This is a genomic window from Alcaligenes sp. Me129, from assembly GCF_050487245.1.
Lineage (GTDB): Bacteria > Pseudomonadota > Gammaproteobacteria > Burkholderiales > Burkholderiaceae_B > Alcaligenes > Alcaligenes phenolicus.
Window position 1 is genome coordinate 18,390 of the sequence record NZ_JBKQGX010000011.1, and the last position, 24,855, is coordinate 43,244.

23 protein-coding genes are annotated in these 24,855 nt (G+C 55.8%); 13 read left to right on the forward strand and 10 right to left on the reverse strand.

Annotation, left to right across the window (positions count from 1 at the left end):
* Positions 1–86 precede the first annotated feature (86 nt).
* The 3 genes from ACLPGZ_RS12530 to ACLPGZ_RS12540 all read right to left on the reverse strand — a co-directional run bounded on the left by ACLPGZ_RS12530 (position 87) and on the right by ACLPGZ_RS12540 (position 2,446).
* Positions 87–557 (reverse strand): MarR family winged helix-turn-helix transcriptional regulator, encoded by a 471-nt coding sequence (locus ACLPGZ_RS12530; RefSeq protein ID WP_239055536.1) that lies wholly within the window; start codon positions 555–557, stop codon positions 87–89.
* Between the two features lie 33 nt (positions 558–590).
* A complete protein-coding gene (locus ACLPGZ_RS12535; RefSeq protein ID WP_137430957.1) occupies positions 591–1,466 on the reverse strand; it encodes an alpha/beta hydrolase family protein in 876 nt (291 codons plus the stop codon).
* A gap of 107 nt (positions 1,467–1,573) precedes the next feature.
* Positions 1,574–2,446: a LysR family transcriptional regulator gene (locus ACLPGZ_RS12540; protein WP_060185892.1), complete on the reverse strand. Its 873-nt coding sequence runs from the start codon at positions 2,444–2,446 to the stop codon at positions 1,574–1,576.
* Positions 2,447–2,589: 143 nt separating this feature from the next.
* Between ACLPGZ_RS12540 and ACLPGZ_RS12545 the strand changes: the two genes are divergently transcribed.
* The 12 genes from ACLPGZ_RS12545 to ACLPGZ_RS12600 all read left to right on the forward strand — a co-directional run bounded on the left by ACLPGZ_RS12545 (position 2,590) and on the right by ACLPGZ_RS12600 (position 14,911).
* Positions 2,590–3,765, forward strand: coding sequence for a muconate/chloromuconate family cycloisomerase (locus ACLPGZ_RS12545; protein ID WP_026482747.1), 1,176 nt, complete (start codon positions 2,590–2,592; stop codon positions 3,763–3,765).
* Between the two features lie 68 nt (positions 3,766–3,833).
* Positions 3,834–4,769, forward strand: a complete 936-nt coding sequence (gene catA / locus ACLPGZ_RS12550) for a catechol 1,2-dioxygenase (RefSeq protein WP_009454566.1) — start codon at positions 3,834–3,836, stop codon at positions 4,767–4,769.
* 125 nt (positions 4,770–4,894) lie between these two features.
* Positions 4,895–5,590 carry a 3-oxoacid CoA-transferase subunit A gene (locus tag ACLPGZ_RS12555; RefSeq protein ID WP_009454565.1) on the forward strand — a complete coding sequence of 232 codons (696 nt, stop codon included), beginning with the start codon at positions 4,895–4,897 and terminating at the stop codon, positions 5,588–5,590.
* Positions 5,591–5,616: 26 nt separating this feature from the next.
* Positions 5,617–6,285, forward strand: coding sequence for a 3-oxoacid CoA-transferase subunit B (locus ACLPGZ_RS12560; RefSeq protein ID WP_239055537.1), 669 nt, complete (start codon positions 5,617–5,619; stop codon positions 6,283–6,285).
* Positions 6,282–7,085, forward strand: coding sequence for a 3-oxoadipate enol-lactonase (pcaD, locus tag ACLPGZ_RS12565; protein WP_035267943.1), 804 nt, complete (start codon positions 6,282–6,284; stop codon positions 7,083–7,085). Before ACLPGZ_RS12560 ends, pcaD begins: the two co-directional genes overlap by 4 nt.
* A 33-nt stretch (positions 7,086–7,118) precedes the next feature.
* A complete protein-coding gene (gene catC / locus ACLPGZ_RS12570) occupies positions 7,119–7,394 on the forward strand; it encodes a muconolactone Delta-isomerase (RefSeq protein ID WP_009454559.1) in 276 nt (91 codons plus the stop codon).
* A 97-nt stretch (positions 7,395–7,491) separates the two neighbouring features.
* The gene (locus ACLPGZ_RS12575) at positions 7,492–8,655 is read left to right on the forward strand and encodes a benzoate/H(+) symporter BenE family transporter (protein WP_060185891.1); all 1,164 of its coding nucleotides are present in this window, start codon (positions 7,492–7,494) and stop codon (positions 8,653–8,655) included.
* Positions 8,656–8,672: 17 nt separating this feature from the next.
* Positions 8,673–9,935: a GTPase gene (locus ACLPGZ_RS12580; protein ID WP_239055538.1), complete on the forward strand. Its 1,263-nt coding sequence runs from the start codon at positions 8,673–8,675 to the stop codon at positions 9,933–9,935.
* Positions 9,935–11,476 (forward strand): GTPase, encoded by a 1,542-nt coding sequence (locus tag ACLPGZ_RS12585; protein ID WP_239055539.1) that lies wholly within the window; start codon positions 9,935–9,937, stop codon positions 11,474–11,476. Before ACLPGZ_RS12580 ends, ACLPGZ_RS12585 begins: the two co-directional genes overlap by 1 nt.
* Positions 11,477–11,841: 365 nt before the next feature.
* Entirely contained in the window at positions 11,842–12,684 is an 843-nt protein-coding gene (locus tag ACLPGZ_RS12590; RefSeq protein ID WP_371477530.1) for a ZIP family metal transporter, read from the forward strand.
* A 303-nt stretch (positions 12,685–12,987) separates the two neighbouring features.
* Positions 12,988–13,602 carry an ATP-binding cassette domain-containing protein gene (locus ACLPGZ_RS12595; RefSeq protein WP_060186075.1) on the forward strand — a complete coding sequence of 205 codons (615 nt, stop codon included), beginning with the start codon at positions 12,988–12,990 and terminating at the stop codon, positions 13,600–13,602.
* Positions 13,603–13,801: 199 nt separating this feature from the next.
* Positions 13,802–14,911: a class II histone deacetylase gene (locus tag ACLPGZ_RS12600; RefSeq protein WP_009454546.1), complete on the forward strand. Its 1,110-nt coding sequence runs from the start codon at positions 13,802–13,804 to the stop codon at positions 14,909–14,911.
* 46 nt (positions 14,912–14,957) lie between these two features.
* Here the strand turns inward: ACLPGZ_RS12600 and ACLPGZ_RS12605 are convergent, their stop codons facing one another.
* From ACLPGZ_RS12605 to ACLPGZ_RS12635, 7 genes are all read right to left on the reverse strand, one after another.
* Complete coding sequence (locus ACLPGZ_RS12605) at positions 14,958–15,893, reverse strand: helix-turn-helix domain-containing protein (protein ID WP_009454544.1); 936 nt, start codon at positions 15,891–15,893, stop codon at positions 14,958–14,960.
* 232 nt (positions 15,894–16,125) lie between these two features.
* A complete protein-coding gene (locus ACLPGZ_RS12610) occupies positions 16,126–16,737 on the reverse strand; it encodes a superoxide dismutase (protein WP_035267933.1) in 612 nt (203 codons plus the stop codon).
* 53 nt (positions 16,738–16,790) lie between these two features.
* Positions 16,791–17,270, reverse strand: a complete 480-nt coding sequence (locus tag ACLPGZ_RS12615; RefSeq protein ID WP_021446677.1) for a hypothetical protein — start codon at positions 17,268–17,270, stop codon at positions 16,791–16,793.
* Positions 17,271–17,573: 303 nt separating this feature from the next.
* Positions 17,574–19,007 (reverse strand): hypothetical protein, encoded by a 1,434-nt coding sequence (locus ACLPGZ_RS12620; protein WP_239055540.1) that lies wholly within the window; start codon positions 19,005–19,007, stop codon positions 17,574–17,576.
* A 245-nt stretch (positions 19,008–19,252) separates the two neighbouring features.
* The gene (locus tag ACLPGZ_RS12625; RefSeq protein ID WP_239055541.1) at positions 19,253–21,175 is read right to left on the reverse strand and encodes a PIG-L family deacetylase; all 1,923 of its coding nucleotides are present in this window, start codon (positions 21,173–21,175) and stop codon (positions 19,253–19,255) included.
* Between the two features lie 167 nt (positions 21,176–21,342).
* On the reverse strand, positions 21,343–22,506 hold the full coding sequence (locus tag ACLPGZ_RS12630; protein WP_239055542.1) for an NnrS family protein: 1,164 nt from the start codon (positions 22,504–22,506) through the stop codon (positions 21,343–21,345).
* Positions 22,507–22,585: 79 nt separating this feature from the next.
* Positions 22,586–23,065: a MarR family winged helix-turn-helix transcriptional regulator gene (locus ACLPGZ_RS12635; protein WP_035267922.1), complete on the reverse strand. Its 480-nt coding sequence runs from the start codon at positions 23,063–23,065 to the stop codon at positions 22,586–22,588.
* A 413-nt stretch (positions 23,066–23,478) separates the two neighbouring features.
* On the opposite strand from ACLPGZ_RS12635, the gene ACLPGZ_RS12640 reads away from it, so the two are divergent.
* The gene (locus tag ACLPGZ_RS12640; RefSeq protein WP_009454531.1) at positions 23,479–24,618 is read left to right on the forward strand and encodes an FAD-dependent monooxygenase; all 1,140 of its coding nucleotides are present in this window, start codon (positions 23,479–23,481) and stop codon (positions 24,616–24,618) included.
* Positions 24,619–24,855: the final 237 nt, after the last annotated feature.

Genomic DNA, 24,855 nt, shown 5'->3' on the forward strand with positions numbered 1-24,855 from the left:
ACTGCTTCACATAGCGAGCGGATAAAACCGCATTCACGTCCCTGGCTTACGAAAAACGGACACTCTTTACATTCAAGTAAATGCGATCAAGCAGGCAGTTCGTCTTTTTGATCAACATTCTTGTCTGTGGGCAGGTCTAGATTCACCACCTGGCTTAACCAGCGTGCCACCACCTTCAGTTCATCCTCCGTAAAGCCGTCGGATAGTTGCTGATTCAAGTCCTGCAAGGTTGATTTGGCCTTGATGCTGGCTTCCTCACCAGTCGGAGTCAGCGTCAGGCAAATCTTGCGCGTATCTACATCGTCCGTCAGGCGTTGAATCAGGCCTGCTGCCTGCATGCGTTTGGACAGTCCGGTAATCGCAGCCGGAGCCACTTGCAAGGCGCTGGCCGCTTCTCCTACCGTGACCGAGCCTTGAGAGCGAATCAGGAACAGCATGCCAACTTGGGCCGCGCTGATATCTGTCCATGCCGAGGGCTGCTTCTGAATCCAGCGCTGCAAAGCCTTGTGGGCATGGTTCAACAAAAAGACAAAACGTGGCTGTGATTTCTGGCTCATTGTGGCGATGGCTGGATAGATATCGGTTAGACGTCAGGAATTCGATGCTGGGCCGGATTCGCTTTGTGCGATCAGCCAGTCGACCACTATAGGCCAAAGTGCCTCGGCGTTGCGTTTACGAAAGAAGCCCATGTGACCAATATGCGCCAAACCCAGCTGCTTGTGCTCCAGTTGATGCCTTTCTATACGGGCCTTGCCTAGTGGTTCCAACAGCCTGGAAATAGCTCGCGGATTGGCCCAGGGGTCATCATCAAAACCCAGAACCAGCAAGGGAATATCGACCTGGCTAGCGCGTTGTTTGGCATCCAGCTGTGGATCGTCATAAAAATAATGGGGCTTTTGCGTCCAGCGGCTCCATTGCTGCATGACGCCACGTGGAAGGTCCTCGCCAAAGCCCAAACGCCGGGTCGGCATATAGCCGTAAAGGCCGCACAGTACGGGAGTAAGTACCCGCATGATCAGCCCCACCCGAAAGCGCTCCATGGGCTTTTCAATTAAAGCGGTAACCCCCGCATGTGACGCAATCATCACGGCAGCTTTCACGGAGCGAGTCGCGGGGGAGATAGCAATCGCATGGCCGCCAACGCTATGACCAACAGCCAACATGGGCAAGCCGTTAAAACGATGGGCGACCCAGTCTGTGACGTAAACCGCATCCTCCAGCATCCACTCGGACATGGAAACATCGCATTGGCGTATATCCTTCTGACGAGATCGGCCTATACCCCGGTAGTCGTAGCTCAGAACAATGAATCCCAGGCTGTTCAGATGTTCTGCAAAAGGACGATAGAAATCCTGTGGGACGCCGGTGGCGGGGTGAATGATGATGGACGCTTTGGCATCAGGAGCTGGCCATAAGGTCGCGCTGATCGGGTCTTTTCCAGCCTGCTGAATCGTCACCTGTTGCATGCTTGTCTCTAATTTTAGTTAACGTGTTAATGATATTAGAGTGGCTTCAGAAGTGAGTCAATCCGGGCCCAAAAGGGAAGGGGGTTGTTAGTGACGACAGTCAGACCTTACATTTCAGCGACCAACCCCTTGATCGCCTCGATATACCAAGCCTGATCGTTCATCCTGTGCGTCAAGATAATCGGTGAAGTCGCCTGCGGTTCTTCGATCAAGCGGTAGTGCAGATCGTTGCGCAGACGAGCCGAGGTTGGGATCAAGCACAAGCCAGAATCGGCAGCCACCAATCCCAAGGCCGCTTGAATTTCCCCGGCCTCATAAACTTCGGCCGGGCGCACGCTGTGATCGTGCAGCAGGTGCAGAACGTGGTCTGCGAAGCTGGGTCTGGGTTCTTTGGGATACACAATCAGCTTTTGGCCTTGCACTTTTTTCAGGCTCAATGGCTTGTCTGAATTGGCCAGATCCGAGCTGGGGGGAATGGCCAGGGCCAGTTGTTCTTCCCGCAACACCGTTCTTTGCACCGACGCATCATTCAGTCGTATCCGTCCGAACCCCACATCAATCCGTCCCGATTTCAAGGCTTCCAGCTGCTGCATGGAGGTGAGCTCCACCGTTTGCATATCCACTTCCGGATATTGATGGCGCAGCTTTCGCATCAAAGCGGGCAGGCCGCCGTACAGGGTAGAAGCCACAAAGCCTATCGACAGGGTTTGTCGTTGGTGCAGTCCGATTTGCCGTGTCGTATGCACCAGTTGATCGACCCGGCTCAAGATCTGCAAGGCCTGCTCATAAAATACCCGTCCGGCTTCGGTCAGCCGCAAGGGGCGGTTATTGCGCAGCAGCAGTGTGACGCCCAGCTCCTCTTCCAGCAATTGGATCTGTCGGCTAAGCGGGGGCTGGGCCATGTGCAGGCGCTCCGAAGCCCGAGTGAAGTTGCGGGTTTCGGCAACGGCCACAAAATATTTGAGCTGACGTAGATCCATAAGGGAAAACCATACCTAGGCTGAATTGATGGTGTTTAGTTTCTTGATTTTTAATATTTATATCAGAAACTATACTCTAAAGGTATAGAACTAGACCTATTTAGTCTTGGAAATAACGGGCCTGCTTCGTGTTCAATCAAGGCATGGAACACACGCGATCTTCTCAACTATTAGCAGCTCCAGCCCTGATCGAAAGGGTGGAGACTTTGCTGCTGGATCTGCCTACGATCCGTCCTCATCAATTGGCGATGACGACCATGCAAGGCCAGACTTTGATGCTGGTGCGCTTGTACTGTTCGGACGGTACGGTGGGTGTAGGCGAGGGCACGACCATTGGTGGTCTGGCCTACGGTGCCGAGTCGCCCGAAGGTATGAAGCTGGCCATCGACACCTACTTCACTCCCTTGCTGCTGGGCGCCAATGCCAGCGCCGTGCCGGCTTTGATGGCTCGCTTGAACACGGCGATTCAGGATAACCGTTTTGCCAAGAGTGCGGTAGAAACCGCGCTGTTTGATGCCCTGGGCAAGCGCACCGGTCTGCCGGTTTCGCACCTGCTGGGTGGCCGCATGCGCGACAGCCTGCCTGTTGCCTGGACACTGGCCTCGGGTGACACCGCCAAGGATATTGATGAAGCCGAGCGCATGCTGGCGCAGGCTCGTCACCGTATTTTCAAACTCAAGATTGGTCGCCGCCCGGTAAAGGACGATGTGGCGCATGTAGCGGCTATCAAGAAAGCGATGGGTGATCGCGCCGATGTTCGCGTAGATGTGAACATGGCCTGGAGCCCCTTGCAGGCTCAGTATGGTATGGCTGGCCTGGTCGATGCCGGGTGCTCGCTGGTGGAGCAGCCAGTGCGTCGTGCTGATGCTCTGGCCGATCTGAAAGGTCGCTTCCCGATTGCCTTGATGGCCGATGAATCCCTGACCGGCCCGGCCTCCGCCTTTGCACTGGCTCGTGATGGTGCCGCCGACGTGTTCGCGATCAAGATTGAACAGTCCGGGGGGTTGCGTGCAGGTTTGCAAGTAGCAGCGATTGCCGAAGCCGCTGGTATTGAATTGTATGGTGGCACCATGCTGGAAGGCGCGATCGGCACGATTGCCGCAGCCCATGTGTTTGCCACAGTGAACCAATTGCAGTGGGGCACGGAACTGTTCGGGCCCTTGCTCTTGACCGAGGAAATCCTGGCAGAGCCACTGAATTACAGCAATTTTGAATTACAGATACCTCAAGGGCCGGGTTTGGGTATCGTACTGGACGAGGATCGTGTCCAGTATTTCCGCCGCGACAGGACACAAGTCAGTGTTGGCTCGGCTGCCTAGGCGCAATAAGAAGCCAGTCGTAGCGGCTTTGCTTGGAACACTTTTTTCAGGATATTAGGAGACACAGAATGAGCGTTAAAATTTTTGACACCCCCGATGTACAAGACTTCCTGCGTTTGGCCTCAGGCCTGGATCAGCCCGGTGGCAATCCACGCGTCAAGCAGATCATGTACCGCATCATCAGCGATCTGTTCAAGACCATTGAAGATCTGGAAATCACCAACGACGAGTACTGGGCAGCCGTGGCTTACCTGAACCGTCTGGGTACGGCCAGCGAAGCCGGTTTGCTTTCTCCCGGTCTGGGCTTTGACCGTTTCCTGGACATGCGCATGGACGCCATGGACAAGGAACTGGGTCTGGACAACGGTACGCCACGCACCATTGAAGGTCCTTTGTACGTGTCGGGCGCTCCTGTGGCGCAAGGTTTTGTTCGCCTGGATGACGGTTCCGATACCGCTGGCGAAACCCTGATCATGCACGGCGTCGTGGCTGGTGCGGACGGCAAGCCTATTGCGGGTGCTCAGGTTGAAGTCTGGCATGCCAATACTAAAGGCTTTTACTCGCACTTTGACCCCACCGGCGAGCAACAGCCCTTCAATATGCGCCGCACCATCATTACCGATGAAAACGGTCGCTACAAGTTCCAGAGCATTGTGCCCAAGGGCTACGGCTGTCCTCCGGATGGTCCTACCCAAGGCCTGCTGAACGAGCTGGGCCGCCACGGTAACCGTCCTGCGCACATTCACTTCTTTGTGACGGCTCCTGGCCACCGCAAGCTGACCACGCAGATCAATATCGACGGCGACCCGCTGGTGTATGACGACTTCGCCTACGCCACTCGCGATGGTCTGGTGCCACCGCTGACCGAGCACACGGATCCTGCCCGCATCGCTGCCGAAAACCTGGATGGTCCTTTTGCAGAGATCGTGTTTGATATTTCCTTGACCCCCTTGGTCGATGGCAAGGACAACCAGATCGTGAATCGTCCACGTCTGGCTGCCTAAGTCTTGCTTCAGTCCAGGGCCTGTGTTTGCCAAGTCAAACCAGGTCCTGGGCTGACTTGTTTTTGCTGTGCCTGACGTAAGGGCGAAGCCCATCCGTAGCGTCAGTGCTTTATACGGAGAACGGAGTGATCGATAAACAGGTAAGCAGTGTTGCACAGGCTTTGCATGATGTGCAGGACGGCGCCACGATTCTGGTCGGTGGTTTTGGAACGGCTGGCATACCCACAGAGTTGATCGACGGTCTGATCGAGCAAGGTGCTCGCGACCTGACTATCGTCAACAACAATGCGGGTAATGGCGATGTGGGGCTGGCGGCTTTGCTTAAAACAGGCCGGGTACGCAAAATTATTTGCAGCTTCCCCCGTCAGGCTGATTCCTGGGTATTTGATGACTTGTATCGCAGCGGCAAGATCGAGCTGGAGTTGGTGCCTCAAGGCAATCTGGCCGAACGATTGCGCGCCGCCGGTGCGGGTATCGGTGGCTTTTTCTGCCCGACAGGCTATGGCACAGAACTGGCCAAGGGCAAGGAAACACGTTTGATCAATGGTCGCTGGCATGTCTATGAAGAGCCCATTCATGGAGATGTCGCCCTGATCAAGGCCGAGCGGGGGGACCGTTGGGGGAATTTGACCTACCGCATGGCGGCGCGCAACTTTGGTCCGGTCATGGCGACCGCAGCTCGTACCACCATTGCCAGCGTGTTTGAGCTGGCGGAACTGGGTCAACTGGACCCCGAAACCATTGTGACGCCCGGCATTCATGTGCGTCGCGTCGTGGTGGTGCCACGCAGTCGCACAGAAGCAGGTGGGTTCAAGGCATGAACGGACAGAGCATGAAGGGGGACAGCATGACGCTCAATTATCAGCGCCGCAGTAAAGACGAATTGGCGCAGCGCGTCGCCCAGGACATCCATGACGGCGCCTATGTGAATCTGGGTATTGGCATGCCAACTCTGGTAGCCAACCATTTGCCCGCTGGTGTGGAAGTGGTACTGCACAGCGAGAACGGTATCCTGGGCATGGGCCCGGCACCGGCCGCCGGGCAGGAAGATTACGATTTGATCAATGCGGGCAAGCAAGCGGTGACGCTGCTGCCCGGTGGCGCGTTTTTCCATCATGCCGACAGCTTTGGCATGATGCGTGGCGGCCATCTGGATATTTGTGTGCTGGGTGCTTTCCAAGTGTCGGCAACCGGCGATCTGGCCAACTGGAGCACGGGTGAGTCCGGCGCGATTCCCGCCGTAGGCGGTGCCATGGATCTGGCCATTGGTGCCAAGCAAACCTGGGTCATGATGGATGTGCTGACCAAGCAAGGCGTCAGCAAGCTGGTTGAACAATGCAGCTACCCCTTGACCGGCCTGGCTTGCGTGAAGCGCGTATATACCGATTTGGCCACCCTGGCTTGCACGCCAGAAGGTTTGCAGCTGATTGATCTGGTGCCTGGTTTGACGCATGAAGCGCTGGAGGAAATGATTGGTTTGCCCATTGCCGCGGCAAAGCAGGGAGAGGGCCAATGACGGTCAGCCCCAGCGCCTTGAATACCGAGCGGGGCATGTTCCGCGTCAGCGTGGAAGGTGATCCGCTGGCCCCGGCCCTGATTCTGAGCAACTCCCTGGGCACCACGCAAGAGATGTGGGACCCGCAGGTGGCAGGTTTCGCCCAGTCCTATCGTCTGATCCGTTATGACACCCGTGGTCATGGCGGCAGTCCGGTCACGCCTGGCCCATACCGCTTCAAGGACTTGGGGCGTGATGTGCTGGCGATTCTGGATGCGCTGGATATTGAGCGGGCTGCGTTTTGTGGTCTGTCCATGGGCGGTCATACCGGCTTGTGGTTGGGGGTGAATGCCCCGGAGCGTTTGAATGCACTGATCGTGTGTAATAGCGCTGCCAAGATTGGTACCGCTCAAGCCTGGCAGGAACGTGCCGAAGCCTTGCGTCAAGGCGGCGCCGCCCAGATGCGTACTTTGGCGGATTCGGCGCCTTCGCGCTGGTTTGGCGAAGCCTTCATCCGGCAATCGCCGGAGCTGGTAAAAGCGATGCAGGATAGTCTGGCCAAGCTGGACCCGCTGGGTTACGCCGCTTGCTGCGATGCCTTGGCCGAGTCGGATCTGCGTGATCAGATCAGCCGTATTTCGGCACCGACCCTGCTGGTCGCTGGCCAATGGGACCCGGTCACCACGGTGGCCGATGCCCAGGCCATGCAAGCCAATATTCCTGGCTCCAAAGTGGCGGTCGTACCGGCCTCGCATCTGTCCAATCTGGAAGCGCCCGAAGCCTTCGAGCGCGCCGTATTGAATTTTTTAGCCCAGGCCTGAGTGCTCGAGCGCTTGTTTTTAGAAAGGAACACCATGCTTTATCTGGTACACATGATTGTTGATATCCCTGACTCCCTGCCAGCCGAAGAGGCTGCCCGTATCAAGGCTGAAGAAAAAGCCTACTCGCAGGATCTGCAACGCTCGGGCAAGTGGCCGCATATCTGGCGCGTGGTAGGTCAGTACGCCAACTACAGCGTGTTCGATGTAGAGAGCAATGAAGAGCTGCACAATCTGCTCAGCGCCTTGCCCTTGTTCCCTTACATGCAGATTTCCGTGACTCCCTTGGCGACGCACCCGTCGGCTATTTAAGTTACGCAGCAGTAAAAAACTCAGGCTGCGATCCCAGCGCAGCCTGAGCACCGAGTAAAGTTGAGAATTCAAACAAAAAGACTGGGGAGACAAAACGATGGGATTAAAAAGTGGATCGGCGTCGGTCTGGGTGGCCGGATTTTTGTCGGTGTTGATCGCCTATGCCGGTCCTTTGCTGATCTTTATTCAGGCCGCACAAGTGGGCCGAATTGCTGACGCGGAGTTGATCTCCTGGATTTGGGCGATTTCCATAGGCGCTGGTTTGAGCGGTTTGCTCCTGAGCGCGTATTTGAAGCTGCCCATCATTACAGCCTGGTCCGCACCGGGAACGGCTTTGCTGCTGACTCTGTTTCCAGGCATCACCATGCCTGAAGTGGTGGGGGCGTATCTTAGCGCTGCCTTGATTATCGTCGTCATTGGTCTGACAGGCGGTTTTGAAAAGATTCTTTCCTTCATCCCCAAGGGCATTGCTGCGGGCATGATGGCCGGTATTTTGCTCCAGTTCGGTATGGCGGCGTTCAAGTCCAGCAGCGACATGCCCGCCATCGTATTGGTGATGTTGGCGGTGTACTTGCTGGGCAAGCGTTTTTTGCCGCGTTACGCGATTGTGCTGGTGGCCTTGTCCGGATTTGTGATGGCCATGGCCAGCGGGCAAGTACATATGGAAGCGTTCCAGCTGGAGCTGGCCAGTCCGGTGTGGGTCAGCCCCGAATTCAATATTGCGACCTTGTTGAGCCTGACCTTGCCCTTGGTGCTGGTCAGTTTGACGGGGCAGTATCTGCCCGGCATGGCGGTCTTGCAGTTGGCGGGTTACCCCACGCCATCGCGCCCCGTGTTGGCTGGCACCGGTTTGGCCTCGATGTTGGTGGCCTGTTTTGGGGGCATCACTATTGTGCTGTCGTCCATTACCGCCGCTTTGTGTACGGGCAAGGATGCCCATCCTGATCCCGACAAGCGCTATGTGGCTGGTATTGCCAATGGCGTGTTTTATCTCTTGGGCGGCACCTTTGCCGGCTCGATTGTGTATTTGTTTACGGCTTTGCCCGCCTCCTTGATTGCAGCCCTGGCGGGTCTGGCGTTGATAGGGGCCATTGTGGCCAATGTGCGGGTGATGGTCAGTGAAAGCGGCTATATCGAGCCGTCTGTCATCACATTTTTAACCACCGCATCAGGTATGAGCTTGTTTGGACTGGGCGCTGCATTTTGGGGCGTGGTGTTTGGCTTGGTGGCTTATCGCCTGCTTGGGTCCAAACATAAGTGAAACAAAAGGAAGAGACTATGAATCAGTTGGCACTATCCCTTGATCAAGTATTGGAGCCTGTGTTGGCCGTGTTGCCACAGCGCCGCTGGGATCTGGATCGTTTGCGCGTTCTCTTGCAATTGAACGTGCCGCCAACGGTGACCGTAGTCGGTAAATACAATCACGGCAAAAGTCGTCTGCTCAATGAGTTGATGGGCAGTGATGTTTTCAATGTGGCTGATCGACGTGAAACTGTCGCATTGGCCGAGCATGTGCATGAAGGGGTGCGCTGGCTGGATGCGCCCGGTCTGTACGCAGACGTGGCCTTGCAGGACGATGCTCTGGCGCGTGAAGCCATGGGTTTGCAGGCGGATATTCGTCTATTCGTCCACGCGGCCAAAGAGGGCGAGCTGGACGCGCTGGAAAACAATTTGCTACAAGAGCTGGCCGCAGACCATCAACGCTCCCAGCGTCAGAACCTGATGGTCATCAGTCAGATTGACCAGTTGGCCGATGACGAGCAGCAAGAGAAAGTCCTGGGCGCCATTGCGCAACAGTGTGCCGGCGTGACACTGCACCCCGTGTCCAGCACCCGCTATCGCCAGGGCCGTGATGGTGGCAAGCAGCGCATGCTGGAGAAAAGCGGAATTCCCGCTTTGCAGGCTTCTTTGGAAGCGGCCTTGAAACGTGTGCCGCAAGCCCGCGAGTTCGAGCGTGAAGCCTTGCTGACCGAACTGACGCAAGAACTGAACGCCTTGCAGCAAACGCAAGAGCAAAGTCTGCATAGCCTGCAGCAGACGCAAAAGCAGCAGCACATTGATTTTGTGGACGGTCTGCGCAAGATTCTGGAAGGCATCGAGAAGGATCTGGAGCCGGTGGTCAATGCCCCCGGCGTGGATCATTCCCTGGTGCCGGATACCTTCGAGTTTGGTTTCAAGATGACGGCAGGCAAGCAAGAGCGTGCCCGTTTGCAGATTGCCTATTCGCGTGCGTGTATTGCGATCAATGGGCATCTGGTGGAATACGGTGCCGTAGGCTTGCCAGCGGCCCAACGTACCTCGGTGCGCAGCATGGATACCGTCATGATTGCGGTGATGGGTGTGTCGGTGAAGTACCGAGATGATCTGCGTCGTATTTTCTGCGAGCAGGCGGGTCGCGACAAGCTGGTTCAGGATTTCACCCATTATTTTGAAGTCTCGGATGGCCGTGTTGCTTTGGAGAAGCAGATCGAGGCGACTGAAAATCAGCTTGAGCAAACGCGTCAGGCTTTGGAGGGTCTGTCCACCTTGGAGCATGCGTAATGTCGGTGGAAAGCACGTTTATCAAGGCGGTTGCGCAGCTCAATCCTGCCAGTCAGGATATGCAGCCCGCTATTGCCAAGATGGAGCAGTGGCTGGCGGATTTGGGCCAGACGACCGTGGCGCAAGCCTTGTCCTGCACGGCTTTGGCCGAGCAGGGGACATTGGCGCACAGTGCTCGACAACTGAATCAGCAGTTGCAAGAACAAAAAGAGGCCTGGGCGGCTTCCTGGTCTGCATTGGCACCAGCGCAGGAGTTGGCGGATCGTTTCCGCGATCGCATCATGTTGCTGGTGTTTGGCTCCTTTAATGCCGGTAAAAGCTCCTTGTGTAATTTCCTGGCGGACCGCTTTCGTCGTCAGGGTCATAGCGTGGATTTCTTCCGTCTGGCCGATGGGCAGATGCAGCCCATGCCTGAAGGTTTCCAGGAAGGGGCAACAGAAACCACGGTTGCCTTGCAAGGGGTGTGTCTGGGCGAGAAGCTGGTGTTGCTGGATACCCCCGGCTTGCACTCGGCCAATGCGCATAACGCTGCTTTGACGCAGCAGTTTCTGGAAAGCACGGATGCGCTCTTGTGGTTGAGCAGTTCCAGCGCACCGGGGCAAGTACAGGAGTTGGGCGATTTGCTGGTGGAATTGCGCCGCAACAAGCCCTTGCTGCCGGTGATTACCCGCAGCGATCGCATCGAGGAAGATGAGATCGACGACGAGATTGTCAAAGTGCTTTGCAACAAGACGGCCGATAACCGCCAGTTGCAGGAAGAGGACGTCATGACGCGGGCAGCGCAGGCCCTGAACCATTGGGGCTTGAGCAGTGACTTGCTCAAACCGGCCTTGTCCCTGTCTGTGCATATGGCGCGCAGTCAGCAGGATGAAGAGCAGGGCTTGGAGCAGGCGGGCTTCGAGCGCTTGTATCTGGCAGTGCAGAACCTGCTGAAGCCTGCCTTGGCATACAAGCAGCGTAAACCTGCCGAGCTGCAATTGCACCATATAGAAGAAGTGATTCTGAGTCCCTTGACGCAAACGCTGGAGCAGGCCGCTACCCAATTGCGTCAGCGTATTGAAGAGCAAACGCTGGTACTGCAAGGAGCCGTGCAAGCTCTGACAGAAGGCACCTGGCGGCGAGTGGTGCCCCAATTGCCCGAAGTACTGGAAAAACATGCCGCCCAGCAAGATGTTGCCGCTGTGCGTACCGAACTTGGCCAGAACTTGAGCGAGGCGTTTGCGGAGTTAAGCCAGACTATCCTGGCGAATTTCCAGTTGATGCAGCCAGACGTGCCGACACTGAATCTGCCTGCGCATATTGGCTATGAAGTGTTCCAGGAGCAGGGGGAAGGGCAAGCGCCGTTGATCGACTACAACCGTCTGTACATGAGCTTGAGTGATGGGGTGATGAATAGTGCCCAGGAGCTGGCGGAACAGGTCGTGGAGCAGGCTGAGCAAAGTCTGGAACAGCTCCAGCAAGAGCTGATTCAATTGGAAAATGCTGTGGCTGAACAGGCCCAGGCTTTGGAGGCAATCAAGCATCAATTGCATACTGCCTGAGCTAGTATTCATTCGGTTTTGCATCGCCATGCAAAGCGCAGATAACAGGCTGGATGGCTGTCAAACCCCAAGCTGATTTCATGGATTGTGGCTTATTTGTTGAAATGCTAATGAGAATTGTTAGCATTTCGATATTTATGTTTTAAATCGAAGATGAAGTCGCTATGATGGTTTGTACAGCATCCATGCCTTTGCAAGAGCCGTTTTACGGCTCTTTGCGTCTGTATCAGGCAAACCTGGATTGCGTAATTTTCTGGGGGCGCACGGCTATGAAACCGAAAACAAGCCACTACTTTTCACCCAATAAGGGAAGCTCGCCTCACTGGCGCCAACACCTGCGCCTGTGGGTTGGACTCATCATCTCCATGGGGGGCGTCTGGGCGCTCTGTCATCAGTTCTGGCTGTACGCACAAGATCACCCGGTGGTCTTGCAGGCCCTGGTGGGCGGCTCCATCGCGGCACTGGCCACAGCACTGGGCACCGTGCCCGTCATGTTTTCTCAAACCATGTCGCAGCGTACGCAAGATACGCTGTATGGCTTTGGGGCGGGGGTGATGCTGGCCGCTTGTGCTTTCTCGCTGGTTCTGCCGGGCCTGGAAGCGGCACAGAACCAGCAAGTGTTTGGCGGTGGTGCCTGGGGCGCGGGCTCCGCCGTGGGCCTGTCCATCTTGTTGGGGGCTGCAGCCTTGATGCTGCTTGATCGCATCCTGCCGCACGAACACTTCATCAAAGGGCGTGAAGGTCCTGGCAGTACGACGTCCACCAAGCTGCGCCGTACCTGGCTGTTTGTGATCGCCATTACGCTGCACAACTTCCCGGAAGGTCTGGCCATTGGCGTGGGCTATGTGGGCAATGAAGGGGTGCGTGCCAATGCGTTGGCTACGGGTATTGCCATTCAGGACGTGCCTGAAGGTTTGGTGGTGGCACTGGCCTTGTTGGCTGCTGGTTATAGCCGTACCTTCTCGGTAGTTTTGGGTATGGCCAGTGGTCTGGTTGAGCCGGTTGGGGCCGTGCTGGGTGCGGTGGCCGTCAGCAGCTCGCTGGTGCTTCTGCCTTTTGGTCTGGGCTTTGCAGCGGGTGCCATGCTGTTTGTGATCAGCCACGAGATCATTCCCGAATCGCACCGGCAAGGACATGAAACCTTTGCAACCGGCGGTTTGATGATCGGTTTTGTCTTGATGATGTTGCTGGATACGGCCTTGGGATAAGCAAGTCCACGCGGAGAAATAGCCTGAACAAGCTTGTCTTGTTTCAGGCTATTTTTTTGGCTTTGGCTTTGGCTTTGGCTGTAGATCCGCGCATGAATGCCTGGCAAGATTGTTCCCGACAAGGTTTTTGCTTTATTTCTGCTGAACCCTGCATGGTCACGGCGCAGCAAGCAGCCCAAACATCAGTTAATAAAGACCTATACTAAGGCGCCTGTTTGGGGCAGCCCCGAACTTATTTTTTTATCTCGCCTCGGCAAAGCATCTTGTATCTGTCCAGGCGCTTCTTTGGCAGTGATTTCCAGCATGCTACGCATAGACAATCTCAGTAAAAACTATGGCGACTACCCCGTTTTCAAGGGGCTGACTCATACATTTAAGCCTGGCTGTGTGGCGCTCTGTGAAGAAGACAGTACCGGCAAATCTACCTTGCTGAACATCATTGCAGGCTTGCTCGAGCCGGACACGGGGGAAGTGTGGATAGATGGGCAGTCGCTAATGAAAACACCCCGACAAGCCCGCGCTCGTATGGCTTATGTACCCGACAACTGCATGCTGTTTCCGTCCCAGACGGGCCGTGAACTGCTGGCGCAAATCGCCGCAGAAAAGAACACCCGCGTGGATGATAATGCGCTGGATTTCGCCTACCGATTAGGGTTGGAGCCACACTTGGATAAGCGCTTCGAGCAGATGTCGACAGGCACGCGCCGCAAGGTTTTTCTGACGGCGGCGGCTTTGGGTGACCCGGCTGTGATTCTTGCCGATGGCCCTAGCAATGGCCTGGATACGCAAGCTCGTGCTGCTTTGGCTGAACAATTCGAGATCTGGTCACAAGACCGTGTTGTGCTGTTCGCTAGCTACGATGCCGAATTGGTTGAGGCTTGTGGAGCAGAAGTAATCAATGTTGCCGAGTTAGTTTAGGTCTTGGGTGTGGCCGCCATCTATAAGTAAATCAGCTTTAAGAAAGAGGCAGAGAACGCTTTGGAAAAAGAGCGTCCTCTGCCTCTTTTGCCGTGAGTGTTCCCTGATCAGCCCATAAATTCGGCAATCCTACGGATTCTTTCCGCCGTTCAGATCCCTACTATGGTTCTGCCAGACAAACCAAAAGAAAGGAGACGACATGGCAACAGGATATATTTGGAACACTCTTTACGGCTGGGTAGATACGGGGACGGGCAGTCTTGCCTCGGCCAATCTGGGGGCCCGTTTACAACCGATCAGCCACCACTTGGCCCATCCCGATACGAAGCGCCGCTTTCACGAGCTGGTTTGCGCCTCCGGGCAAATTGATCATCTGACTAGCATCCAGGCCAAGCCTGCACGCGACAAGGATATTTTGCGTGTGCATACGGCAGAGCATCTGGAAAACATGAAGCGTGTCAGTGCCTTGCCAACCGGCGGCGACACCGGCGACGGCATCACCACCATGGGTAATGGCGGCCTTGAAATTGCCATGCTTTCTGCCGGTGGCGCCATTGAGATGGTCAAGAAAGTGGTCAGTCGTGAAGTCAGTAATGGCTACGCACTGGTAAACCCACCCGGCCACCACGCACCCCGTGCTGGTGCGATGGGTTTTTGCATTTTTAATAACACCTCGGTGGCCGCGGCGTACGCTCGCGAAGAACTGGGCCTGGATCGTGTCGCGATTCTGGATTGGGACGTGCATCACGGTAATGGTACGCAGGATATCTGGTGGAATGACCCTTCGGTTCTGACCATTTCCCTTCACCAGCATCTATGCTTCCCGGCCAATAGCGGTTTTACGACTGAGCGCGGCGAGGGCGAAGGCTTGGGCTACAACCTGAATATCCCATTGCCTCCTGGCGGTGGGAATGCCGCCTACCTCTATGCCATGGAAAAAGTGGTACTGCCTGCGCTGCGCGCCTATAAACCGCAGCTGATTATCGTGGGCTCGGGCTTTGATGCCAGCATGATGGACCCGCTGGCACGCATGATGGTGACGGCTTCCGGTTTCCGTCAGATGGCACGTCAAATTATCGACTGCGCCGAGGAAGTGTGTGAAGGTCGTATCGCTTTTGTGCAGGAAGGGGGGTACAGCCCGCATTACTTGCCATTCTGCGGTCAGGCTGTCATCGAGGAGCTGACCGGTGTACGTACGCTGGCTGATCCTTACGCGGACTTTCTGGGCGGGATGGGCGGCGATACGCTACTGGATGCGGAACGTGCTTGCGTGGACGAAGCCGCAGGCTTGTTGAGCGGTCTACGCTAATACGCTGTGATGTTCATGGTTTGAACGCTACTCCGGACCTTGTCGTTTAATGGCAGAGTCCGGGCACGGCAGCCAGGATAGCACCATGCGCATCCGGCACATACCAGTGATTCAGAGCCGCTTTAACAGCGGCTTCTGTGCGTCTGGTAATGCCCAGCTTGCGCAGCAAGGACGTGACATGCGAATGCACAGTGCGTTCGCTTAAAAACAGACTGGCCGCAATTTCCCGGTCGGTATAGCCCGTTACCAGCCAGCCCAGTACTTGCATTTCCTTGGCACTGAGCGCGGCGGGCAAGGGAGCGGGGACCAGTCGAACCAGAACATCCCCCTTGGGAAAACGCTGTGCTTGCAGTCGATAGCTTCGTTTGCCTTCCAACCAGAACGCTTGCAAGGTTGAGGTCTCCTGGCCCATGAAGGACAAGGCTTTAGCCAGTGCGGGGCTGAATTGGGAGGCATTGGAGAGCATGTCTTCACGCATGATCAGGCTGCCTGCCTGTGGCACCAAATGCAAGACGATGCCGTTTTGCGCGACCATGTTTTGCATGGCCTCTTCCAGCAGGATTTTTGCGCCCAGCGCCAGCGTGCGGACGTGGCGATTGAAGCTGCCGGCCTGTTGGGAAGAAAAGTGAATCATCCCCAGATAGGAATCCCCTCGCTGCAGTTCTACCGTCATGCCATCCTGAAATCCACCACGCAGCAGAGCATCGGTATAGATAGCAGTGCTGCGAAAAGGAGGATCCATGGTGTCCGAGCACTCGGAAATGGAGGGGGGTAGCAAATCGTGGGGAGAGGCTTGCGCCGTAAATCCGGGTGGATAGATTTGCGGAAAGCCTGTCCCCAAGGCAGAGGCACAGTTCAGGTTATAGCCTTCACAATGCAATTCCAGATGCGTACGGCTTTGTGGTGCACAGCCCAGAAGCTGCACCGCATCGAAGTGAAACAGGGAACGTAGGGATTGGATACGATCGCAGAGACTCAACATGTGGGGGCCTGGGAATGTGTGTGGTAAGGGCGCTAACAATCAACATAGCGTTTGGTGATGCACAGCGCAATTGGGCCAAACCCAGGCGTGGATACTGGACTGTGTAGAGATGTGCCCCTAAAGCCAAAACCCTCCGAAACTGGAGGGTTGCTTGGAAAGGCGACAAGCTAAAGTGCTTGTTGCTACCTGTCTCCGAGTAAGGCGACAGGGTTTGACGGGGCGTAAAACCGCTTTATTTAACGGCTTCCAGGTATCTTCTCAGCACTTCGGGCCAATTAATCACATTGAAAAATGCCGCAATGTATTCAGGCCGACGATTCTGATACTTCAGGTAGTAGGCGTGTTCCCACACGTCCAGGCCCAGTATGGGCGTGTTGCCGTGCATCAGCGGGCTGTCCTGATTGCCGGTGCTCTCTACCACCAGCTTCTTTTCCGGGGTGACACTGAGCCAAGCCCAGCCACTACCAAAACGTGAGATCGCCGCTTTGGTAAAGGCATCCTTGAATGACTCGAAACCGCCCAGATCCCGGTCTATGGCATAAGCCAGATCGTTGGGAAGGGTGCTATCGGCATCGGGCGTCATGACGGTCCAAAACAAGCTGTGGTTGGCATGACCGCCACCATTGTTGCGCACGACATTGCGCAGGGATTCAGGCAAGGTGTCCAGCCCGGCTACCAGCTCATCAATAGGCGGGTAGGGCAAGTTGGCCGCTTCCAGTGCCGCATTCAGATTATTGATATAGGTCTGATGATGTTTGCTGTAGTGAATCTCCATGGTCTGGGTGTCGATATGCGGCTCCAGAGCATGGTAGGCATAAGGCAGGGCAGGTAAGGTGTAAGACAAAACGCACTCCTCGATAAACCCCAGGCCGGTGGCGCCTGGGGGACAGAATGAAACTAATGAGAAAAAGAGCGTTCCTGCGGGCTGACCGCCCCTAAGAACAGGGCAGAGCAGGTAGGGACATGATGGGGGTAGCGTCGCGCATAGCGGGCCAGTTCGGCATAAGTGCGGCGGCTGTGTTGCCAGGCAGCCATGCGCCAGTCGTCCGCCAGACGGGTATTGGCAGCGGCGCAGCACAAGGTTTCATGAGCTGTGCACAGGTGCAGACCCTGTTCGTCACTTTGACCCAGTTGCTCGCAGGCATCGGCCAGATTCAAATGGGCAATGACCCAGGCGGCAATGGTGGCGTCGGCCCCTTCGCAAGAGCCAAACAGCAGCGGTTTCACATACGCACGAGCTTGCTGATAGTGCGTGATGGCATCGGTGTAATTGTGGGATTGAAAGGCCTGGTTGCCCTGTGTGATCAAATTGCGCCAGGAGGCCAGTTCGTCGCGTTGGGTAAGAGCGTGTTGGGACTGTTGGGCGAGTGTCTGCATGCATTGCTCCTGATAAAAGGTAGCGCATCAATAATGAAATTAATGATAATGATTTGCATTTATATTATCAAGGTAATCCCAAAAGCAAATCGTAAGCAGATCAAACGTCAGGCAAAAAAGGAGGGGGAGCACTTCTTAAAGCCAATATCAGTGCGGCTTTGTGGGCAGGGTGAGCGTGCTTAGGTGTATACCCTGTAGCGTCAATATTCTTGTTTCAGATCAAGCCCCAGTTGGCTGCAGGACAAGAAAAAAGGCTGAAAGCCCGGGAGCTTTCAGCCTTGATTTCCGCTTGTCTGAACCGTCTTAACGACGTTTTACCGACAGCTCATATTCCATATCCTGGTCGTAACTACCCAAGGACATGGCTTTGACTTCGTATTCGCCCGCTTCCAGCTGGACTTCCAGACGTGCGTTCATGTCGCCGCCGCTATCATCGTCTTCAGCAACGGTTTGACCGTCTTTACGCAGCACCAGGTAGGTATCGAAGATAGGCGAGGTCATGTCAATGACGTAGCTGCCAGGTTGACGTACGGTCAACTGGTAGCTGTCGCTGGTGATGCCTTGCAGCATCAGAGCCTGGCGAGGCTCACCCACACGGATGGTTCCGCCGCCGGCATTGGCAGGGACTTCATCAGCCGAGGCGGACAGGGCAAACAGACCAGCCTGGTTGGAGCCAGAAATCTTCACCTGGTGTTCGCCTGCAGCCAGTACGCCGCGGACGCGTTGTTGGCCGGCTTCATCACCGTATTGGTTGGCACTGGTGGAGTCTACTTCCATCGTGGCCTGGAAGCCTTGGGCGTCCATTTGCACGGTGACCAGTTTGGGTTCGGACAAGGTGAAGCTGTAGGTTTGGGTTTCACCCGTGAACAGACCGGTTTTGCCATCGCCGTCCAGAGTCAGACTGTCGCCGTTTTTCAGCTCGATCTCGCCGGTCATTTCTTCGGGCTTGATCTCCAGCGAGAAGCCGCCCTGGAAGTTTTGTGCGCCCATGGCCGAGCTGGCCTGAACAATGTACTCACCGGCTTTCAGGTACACCTGCAAGCGTGCATCGGTACCGCCACCGCTGTCATCGTCCGAGGCCAATTCCATGCCGCGACGATCCATCAGCTTCAGATAGGCGTCCATGCTGTTTTGCTCGGCCTTCATGGCCAGGCTGTACAAGCCGTCCTTGTCGATATTCAAGCGGTAACGCTTCTGGCCGCCCAGTGCCCAGTCATGAATGGTCTGGTCTTGAGTCAAAGGCTCGCCGGTGTAGGCTTTCAGGGTATCGACGACGACCTGGAACGGACCGTAGGAACTGGTGTTGAAGCCGCTGACAACCACTTGGTAGGTGTCGTTGAAATCCGCCTTGAAGCCCAGTGTGGTGGCCTGGCCTTTGGTTTCGCTATCGGGGCAGTCTTCGCAGCGCTGGGTACGGGTGACCAGTTCGCCGTTGCGCAGCACGCTGATTTGCGGGCGCAGGGGACCGCTCACGCTGATCTTGATGATCTGGCCGGCTTCAGCCTTCACATCAAACAGGCTGCTGCGTACGCCATCGCTCAGGTTCAAGAAGCTCTTGCTGGTCAATTCGCCGGAGACGGATTGGCCCAATACCAGGGTTTGAGCAGCACCTATGCTGCTGGGGGCGCTGCTGACCGGGCCGCTGGCCGGTACGGGTACGTTTTTGGCGTAATAAATCGCGCCACCGGCGCCGATGACGACGCCCAACAGGGCTGCAAATAAGGTAGTTGGCTTCATGATCTCTGAAGAGTAGCTAAAAGAGTAAGGCACCGATAAGCCGGCAGCCGTTAGCGGGCGATTGTACTGGAGCTGAGAGAGCCAGCGCACACTGTTGCAACAAGATACTACGATATGGCCCTGGATTCCGGGTTTATGGTTGGGGCTTGGATCAATAACTGGATTCGTTTCCTGGCCCGGCTTTGTCTTGAAAGCCCGGCGCATGCCTGCGTACTTTGTTACGTTTTAAGCGGATGCTTCGCTCCTCAAGGCTGCACATAGTCTTGGCTGATGAAGGCAGGGGCCTCGCTAAAGGATTGTCCACCTCCTGGTGGTGGAGCCTGGGTCAATGCTACTTGCACCCATTTGCCGTGACGGCGTTCCAATAATCGATAGCGCTGCTCGGGACCAATCGGACGACTGGCCAGGTAAAGGATGCCGTTTTGTTTGTACAGAACGGGCTGGGACGCGGATTGCTTGTCCACTTCCTGTTCCTGCCCTTGATCAAGTAGCACAATGGCACCACCCGGACTCTTTTGAATCGCCACAACAACCTGTTCTTTTTCGCCCAGGCTAAGAGCGGGCGTGCCTACGTAGTTCAAACCCAGATCTTGCGGATGAGACCAGCGCTGCTGGCTGTCTTGGCTCAGGCGCTGCAAGTGCTGGCTCTGGCGATCGCGCATATACAGCTCAATCTGACCTTGCGCATTCAGGATAGAAGCCAGTCCGCCGCTGATGGGAGGGACCGGAATCGCTTGCCAGGCCTGCCATTTCGAATCATTTTGCTGAGAGGTCTGAAAAAGCTGGCCTTGCAGATTGCTGGCAAAGACATGGGTGCGTCCCTGTTTATCCAGGCTTAGAGTGGCGGGGTAGGCGGGCTGTTCCAGTACAGGGAGGGCTTTCCAGGCACTCCAGCCGTAATCAGGCTGACGGGCGGCGCTCCAGTAAAAGCGGCCATCGGTGCCCATGGCCAAAGCCTGGCTGTCACGGCGGCTGACCATCGGTGTGTGCAGTACGCGTGGGCCGGGTATTTTTTGCCAGGCGAGCCAGTCGTCCTCATCGGGGGCACGGCTGAACCAGACTTGCCCGCTTGCATCGCGTGCAAACAGGCCGGGGCTGCCGTCTGCATACTGGAAGGCGTTCAAGGCATCCGCTGTGCGTCCGCCCAGGGTGGTCCAGCGCTGTTCTTGCACATCCCATTGATTGATGGCGTCGTTTTGTTCACCCGAGACGAAAAAGCTGAGCCTGCCTTCCTTGTCACTTAACAGGCTGGCCGGATAGTCGGCACGGCTGGTGTAGTAACTACGTTGTACCCAGGCGGCGGCAGGACCAGCGGGTTCCTGGCACACAGCGGGGCCTTTGCAGGCGTGTTGATCATGCCAGGCGTAGCGCCGGAAAATCTCGGTTTTGCTGTGGATTTCATTCAAGGTCAGATTGCGGGCCTGTTCTTGAATCGGGTAGTCCACATAGCCAATTTGCGCGTAATTGCCGGGGGCGGCCAGCATGGCTTCCCGAACCAGTCGGGCGCTGGCGATATGGTCCGGGTGCCCGTGTCCGCTACAACGCCAGCACAGCTGGGTGTAAGGCACGGGATTGGTGTCATCCAGATAGCGAACGCTGGTAGGCCGATACAGTCGTATCAAGGCCGCCAGCGTTTGAACCAGTTGCTCGCGGTTCAATGTTTGTTGAGGACTATCCAGTGTTTGTACGGTTTGGCCGGGTACGGATTCTGCACGGCTCAAGGGAGTCAGGCTTCCCCAGCCGGGGCCCAGCCAAGGGTCTTGCAGACGTAAATGACTAAGCTGAATGCCCGGCCTGGCTCGCAAGGTAAATTGCGCGATCGAGGCACTGCCGACCATCAAGCGGGTTTGCTGCCATTCATTGACCAGCCCGGCCATATAGGCATAGGCGGCGCGCACACCTTGCTCGCGGCTGTACATATATTCCAGCCCGCCTTTGCGTTCACTGGCGGTCAGATACAGAACCTGCATGCAGCCACCTGCCTGGATATTGCTGGACAGGTCCGGGTTCATGAACAGCAGATCGTCATCCATATGGCCCACGACGACCAGATCCCGGCTGCCGTGACAAGCGTCGGCGGCCTGGGCAGAAAACGACAAGAGCAAAGCACACAGTCCGCCAAGCAGCCTGTGTTTCAGGGAAGGACCAGCCGAAAAGGCGAGATACATGAGGATGAGAGCGCGGAATAAACAAGGATCAGAACGATCCGTCCCGCGTTGCTTGCAGAGGGTGCAAACAACGTGCCTGCTTAGTATAAGCAGGCACGGTCAGGCAGAAAATAAAGATAAACGGTGCCAGGGACTTTGCTTTTTAAAGTGTGGCGCCGACGCTGCGATCAGTTCAATCTGGGGCGAATCAACATGGGGGCAAACTGATGCAGGTAATTGAGCATGGCCAGAATCCAGCATAGGCCAGCCGCATGCAGCAAGGGCAGGCTCCAACTGCTTGGGATCAGGGCCAGCAAGCGCAAGACGCAGGCGGCAATCAGGAAACCGTAACCCAGCACCACTTTGGGTGTGGCACGCAAGGGGCGGCCTAAATGACCCAGGGCAGTACGGGTCAGCATGCCAATAATCATCACGCTGAAACCTGCCAGACCCACAATATGTACCGGCCAGGCTGCGCGCAGAATCCAGCCTGCCTCATACGCCGCAGCACTTAATAGACCCAGTGCCAGACCGGCATAGCCCAGGTACAGAATCCACAGCAGCGGCGTGTTGCGGCTGGCCCAGGGTTTCCAGCGTACCCATTGAAAGCAGGCGATCAAGCCCAAAGTGGCCAGAACCAGGGCTAAAGGCAAACGCCAGGGGCTTAGCGACAAGGCAATGGCGATGGCACTCAAGCCCATTTGCCAATGGCCGCTACGAGTTTGAGCAGGCAGGCTCAGGCCCGGCAAGGCGCGCATGGCAAAGAAGGGGATGATGCGACGGGCAATCAGCAAGGTGATCAAGCCCATGGTCCAGAAGCCACTGTAGAAGTAGGGCATGGGGTCTTGCCCTTGCATCAGGCTGTACATGAACAGAGCATGGCTAAGACCCAAAGCCAGCATGGCGAGCGGAATACCGTAATTGCGCTTGTTGCGGGCGATCAGGATGACGCGCCCCAGTTCAGCTGCGGCAATGGCAAAAAAGAGGGCATCGAGCAGCAATGCCGCCATCATGCCATTGGGAAGTAGCAGGCTGAAGCGCGCCAGAATCCAGATCAGACACAAGGCCCCTAAAGAGGGGCCACGCAAGGTGGGTTGCCCCGTCCAGGTGGCGCTGGCAGTCAGCAAAAATCCCACGGCAATGGTGCCGATAAAGGCCCAGAGCATTTCATGGGCGTGCCAGTACAGGGAAGGGATGGCCGCATTGGCCAGCCATCCGGGCGTATAGAGCCAGAGCGCAATGCTGGCAGCGCCCCAAAGCGTGGCTAAAAGATAGAGGGGACGAAATCCCAGTTCCAGGAATGCGCGCCATTCTGGGCGGGTAGAGGCGGGGGAGGCAGTCAAAGGAGTCATGGCAGATCAGTTATAAGATGTATTTTAAATATATCTTAAAGGCCGAATAAAACATAGTCTCTTCAAGTGATGTTCAGCCTTATTCTTTGTCGCTCATATCCAGGGTGCTGTCTATCATCTTGCGCAGAAGATAGACGATGGCCACGCGTTCTGCGGGGTTCAGATTGCCCATGGTCAGTTCGCTGATGGTATGGGCGCGAGGGATGACACGATCGAGCAGGTTCAGCCCTTCCTGGGTCAGCTCCACAATGACCTTGCGTCTGTCGTCCTTGTCCGGTGCCAGTTCAATCAGGTTGCGTGATTTCAGGCGCTGAATAATCCCCCGTATGGTGGCCTGGTCGACCGCGGTCGCTTCGACCAGCTCGGTTTGCGAGCTGGGTCCATGGTCGCGCAGAGCGCAGAGCGTCACGAACTGAATCGCAGTTAGTTGGCTGTCGCCCACGTAATGCTGAAAGATGGCCGTATGCCGCTGGCCCGCCTTGCGCAGCAGGTGGCCGATTTGTTCGGTGACATCGTAGGACAAGGTTTGAGGCTCAGAAACGGGGGAGGTAGGCTGCATAGTCTTTCTGTCTTGTTGTGGAATGGGCAGGCCAGTTAAAGAACAACTGAGCAAGTATACCTTCCCGAGGACCGGTTCACGTCTGATCCAGATCAGTTATTTCGCGTTTAAAGCATCTGTTATTTCAGGGTGTGCACCGCAATAAATGAGTCTACACACTGTTAAATTGGAAAATTAAATAAATTTGAAGTATGGATATTCAAGGCTCGTTTTTGTTTTTGATTTTTTAATTAACTTGTTGATATTGTTGCTTTAATAGCTTGTTTAAAGCTTCTTTATAGGCTGTTTAAATCCCCTTTGGATAGGTATAAACCCTAGCTCAATCACCTGTTTTCATGCTTAAACTTAGTGTGTACACTACTAAAAAACATGTGGTGAGCACTTTTGATGAGTGCCGTGATTTGGAGCTAACGATGGAAAAAACAGTCAAGATTGCGATTGTAGGGGCCGGTCTTGGCGGAGCCGCTGCGGCGACTCTGTTGCAGCAAGCTGGCTTTGAGGTAGAAGTATTTGAGCAGGCGCCAGAATTCTCGCGCTTGGGTGCCGGTATCCACGTGGGCCCCAACGTGATGAAGATCTTCCGCCGCATGGGTCTGGAAAAAGCGCTGGACGATATGGGTTCGCACCCGGATTTCTGGTTCAGCCGCGATGGCGAAACGGGTGACTACCTGTCCCGTATCCCTTTGGGTGAATTTGCCAAGAAAGAATACGGTGCGTCGTACATCACCGTGCACCGTGGCGATATGCACGCCTTGCAAATTGACAGCATCAAGCCGGGCACCGTGCACTTTGGCAAGCGTTTGCAAAATCTGGTGGACCGTGGTGACGACGTTTTGCTGGAATTTGCCGATGGCACCAGCGTAACGGCTGACATTGTGATTGGTGCCGATGGCATCCACTCCAAGATCCGTGAAACCCTGCTGGGTGTAGAAGACCCGATTTACAGCGGCTGGGTGGCACACCGTGCCCTGATCCGTGGCGAAAACCTGGCCCGCTTTGCCGACGAGTTCGAGGACTGTGTGAAATGGTGGACAGACGACCGTCACATGATGGTGTACTACACCACTGGCAAACGTGATGAATACTATTTTGTGACTGGCGTGCCACATCCTGCCTGGGATTTCCAGGGTGCTTACGTAGACAGCTCGCAAGAAGAGATGCTGGCCGCATTTGAAGGCTATCATTCCACGGTTCAGAATCTGATCAAATCGACTGAAAGCATTACCAAGTGGCCATTGCGTAACCGTAATCCGTTGCCTTTGTGGAGCCGTGGTCGTTTGGTCATGTTGGGCGATGCATGTCACCCCATGAAGCCACACATGGCTCAAGGTGCTTGCATGGCGATTGAAGATGCCGCCATGTTGACGCGCTGCTTGCAAGAGACCGGCTTGTCGGATTTCCGTACGGCTTTCGATCTGTACGAGCTCAACCGCAAAGAGCGTGCGACTCGTGTTCAGTCTGTCTCCAACGCCAATACCTTCTTGCGCACGCAAGAAGATCCGGCCTGGGTTTACGGCTACGACCTGTACGGTCAGGACCTGAAGTCCAGCTAAGCAGTGCACGGTGCTGAGTCCGGGAGCGATCCGGGCTCAGCGCATCAATCTGATCGGGTCCCGCTGTGTCTGGCCTGCCTTTATAGATAAAGCAGGCATGTCCAGTCGGGAGTCACCGTTGATACATCATTCTTCATCTGTAAACGGTCTGCAGCCCAATGGGGGGAATGCGGACGCGTTCAGGGCCCTGCTGTGTTCTGTCAGGCGCTGTTCTTAGGCAGTTTTCTGGTTCACCAG

Bases quoted from the DNA above. Each gene is read 5' to 3' on its own strand.
- ACLPGZ_RS12530 (WP_239055536.1), bottom strand. From the start codon at position 557: ATGAGCCAGAAATCACAGCCACGTTTTGTCTTTTTGTTGAACCATGCC.
- pcaD (WP_035267943.1), top strand. From the start codon at position 6,282: ATGACGGTCAGCCCCAGCGCCTTGAATACCGAGCGGGGCATGTTCCGC.
- ACLPGZ_RS12585 (WP_239055539.1), top strand. From the start codon at position 9,935: ATGTCGGTGGAAAGCACGTTTATCAAGGCGGTTGCGCAGCTCAATCCT.
- ACLPGZ_RS12535 (WP_137430957.1), bottom strand. From the start codon at position 1,466: ATGCAACAGGTGACGATTCAGCAGGCTGGAAAAGACCCGATCAGCGCG.
- ACLPGZ_RS12545 (WP_026482747.1), top strand. From the start codon at position 2,590: ATGGAACACACGCGATCTTCTCAACTATTAGCAGCTCCAGCCCTGATC.
- ACLPGZ_RS12590 (WP_371477530.1), top strand. From the start codon at position 11,842: ATGGGGGGCGTCTGGGCGCTCTGTCATCAGTTCTGGCTGTACGCACAA.
- ACLPGZ_RS12560 (WP_239055537.1), top strand. From the start codon at position 5,617: ATGACGCTCAATTATCAGCGCCGCAGTAAAGACGAATTGGCGCAGCGC.
- ACLPGZ_RS12605 (WP_009454544.1), bottom strand. From the start codon at position 15,893: ATGTTGAGTCTCTGCGATCGTATCCAATCCCTACGTTCCCTGTTTCAC.
- ACLPGZ_RS12640 (WP_009454531.1), top strand. From the start codon at position 23,479: ATGGAAAAAACAGTCAAGATTGCGATTGTAGGGGCCGGTCTTGGCGGA.
- ACLPGZ_RS12580 (WP_239055538.1), top strand. From the start codon at position 8,673: ATGAATCAGTTGGCACTATCCCTTGATCAAGTATTGGAGCCTGTGTTG.
- catC (WP_009454559.1), top strand. From the start codon at position 7,119: ATGCTTTATCTGGTACACATGATTGTTGATATCCCTGACTCCCTGCCA.
- ACLPGZ_RS12600 (WP_009454546.1), top strand. From the start codon at position 13,802: ATGGCAACAGGATATATTTGGAACACTCTTTACGGCTGGGTAGATACG.
- ACLPGZ_RS12630 (WP_239055542.1), bottom strand. From the start codon at position 22,506: ATGACTCCTTTGACTGCCTCCCCCGCCTCTACCCGCCCAGAATGGCGC.
- ACLPGZ_RS12625 (WP_239055541.1), bottom strand. From the start codon at position 21,175: ATGTATCTCGCCTTTTCGGCTGGTCCTTCCCTGAAACACAGGCTGCTT.
- ACLPGZ_RS12635 (WP_035267922.1), bottom strand. From the start codon at position 23,065: ATGCAGCCTACCTCCCCCGTTTCTGAGCCTCAAACCTTGTCCTACGAT.
- ACLPGZ_RS12540 (WP_060185892.1), bottom strand. From the start codon at position 2,446: ATGGATCTACGTCAGCTCAAATATTTTGTGGCCGTTGCCGAAACCCGC.
- ACLPGZ_RS12615 (WP_021446677.1), bottom strand. From the start codon at position 17,270: ATGCAGACACTCGCCCAACAGTCCCAACACGCTCTTACCCAACGCGAC.
- ACLPGZ_RS12575 (WP_060185891.1), top strand. From the start codon at position 7,492: ATGGGATTAAAAAGTGGATCGGCGTCGGTCTGGGTGGCCGGATTTTTG.
- catA (WP_009454566.1), top strand. From the start codon at position 3,834: ATGAGCGTTAAAATTTTTGACACCCCCGATGTACAAGACTTCCTGCGT.
- ACLPGZ_RS12595 (WP_060186075.1), top strand. From the start codon at position 12,988: ATGCTACGCATAGACAATCTCAGTAAAAACTATGGCGACTACCCCGTT.
- ACLPGZ_RS12620 (WP_239055540.1), bottom strand. From the start codon at position 19,007: ATGAAGCCAACTACCTTATTTGCAGCCCTGTTGGGCGTCGTCATCGGC.